Below are 756 nucleotides of genomic sequence, written 5' to 3' on the forward strand. Positions count from 1 at the left end.
CACTCGATATTGACAATGTTATTGTTCGTGCAGTTACTAATCAAAGTGCTGGAATTATGACTCAAAGATTATTTAACTTTTTAATAAAAACTGTACAAGAACAAAATTTAAATGATATAAAAGGTAATAAAAATAAAATACATTTTTTTGCTTCTGATTTTTGTAAATATTTTTCTATAAATCAAAATGCTTTATATAATTCTATAATTTATAAAGAAAAAGAAACTACTGTTTTAAAAAAAGAAATAGATGAATTAACAAGTTTAAAATTTGAGTTTTTAGATGAAGCAAATAATAAATATGATTTAATTAATTTGTTTAATTCTGGTGGCTATCATAATGGCATAATATATGTAGAACCTAATACAAATATTTTTAAAAAACATTGTATTGATTTAAAAAGAGATTATATAAATATTTTTTTGCCTTATACAAAAGAAGTTACTACTAAATATTCAATGCGTTTATATGAATATTTACGTAGTTATTTATATATGAATGCTAAAACAAAAAAACACCAATTTATGTTCATGAATGAGATTTTGAAAAATTGTCAAAAATTTTAAATTTAAGTTTAAAAAGTAGTTATTTTAAACAGATAAATATGTTAAAAACAAGAATTTTAGAACCAGTGAAAAAAGACTTAGAAAATACTGATATTATTTTTACTTATGAATTGATAAAAGTTGGACGAAAATATAGCAAAATTATTTTAAATACGAATTTGGATTTAGAAAAATTTAATGCTCAAAATCC

General features: G+C 20.0%; 2 protein-coding genes. Both read left to right on the forward strand.

Annotation, left to right across the window (positions count from 1 at the left end; translation table 4 throughout):
• On the forward strand, positions 1-566 hold a 566-nt coding region (locus M0D11_RS06260; RefSeq protein WP_252321094.1), incomplete at its 5' end, for a replication initiation protein.
• Positions 551-756: RepB family plasmid replication initiator protein (locus tag M0D11_RS06265; RefSeq protein ID WP_252321096.1), on the forward strand; the 206-nt coding region annotated here is incomplete at its 3' end. The genes M0D11_RS06260 and M0D11_RS06265, both read left to right, overlap by 16 nt.

This window comes from Spiroplasma endosymbiont of Lariophagus distinguendus (assembly GCF_023846195.1).
Lineage (GTDB): Bacteria > Bacillota_I > Bacilli_A > Mycoplasmatales > VBWQ01 > Spiroplasma_E.